A 555-nucleotide genomic window follows, 5' to 3' on the forward strand; every position below is an offset into this window, starting at 1 on the left:
TCGAACACCCGGCGGATAGCGGCCTTCAAGCCGATATCGCGCTGTGCCCGCGCCGGCAGTTTGGCCCGATCAGCGGCGCGGGCCGCATGCCGACGCACAGTTGACGGGGCGATTGGCAAAACCTCGCAAATCGGCTCGACCCCGTATTCCTGGCGGTGGGCATCGATGAAGCCCAGCATCATTTCTGTCGGCGGTCGAGCTCCGCCATCGCGAAATATGCCGATGCCTTGCGCAGGATCTCATTCGCCTGGCGCAGCTCACGGATCTCCCGCTCCTGCGCCTTCAACTTCTCCAGCACATCCAGCGGAATGCCAGCACGGCTGCCGCTTTCTACCTCGGCTCTCTTGACCCATTCATTCAGCGTGTGCGCCGAACACCCGATCTTGGATGCCACGGATGAAACTGCCGCCCATCGCGACGGATGATCCTTCTCGTGGTCCAGCACCAGCCGAACAGCCCGCTCGCGGACCTCAGCCGAAAATTTGTTCGTTGTCTTGCTCATCGTAGCCCCATCCTCTCAGGAGTTGGAGCCGCCGACAATCCCGGACCGGTTCA

Annotated in this window: 1 pseudogene and 1 other annotated feature; the pseudogene reads right to left on the reverse strand. The window is 62.2% G+C overall.

The features are described from left to right. Positions 1-502 (reverse strand): annotated as a pseudogene (locus ACM9LZ_RS25980) (transposase); the annotation flags it as partial. After that, positions 105-221 (reverse strand) — a sequence feature (AL1L pseudoknot). It overlaps the preceding pseudogene by 117 nt. Positions 503-555: the final 53 nt, after the last annotated feature.

It is taken from the genome of Niveispirillum fermenti (assembly GCF_048066175.1).
Taxonomy (GTDB): Bacteria; Pseudomonadota; Alphaproteobacteria; order Azospirillales; family Azospirillaceae; genus Niveispirillum; species Niveispirillum fermenti.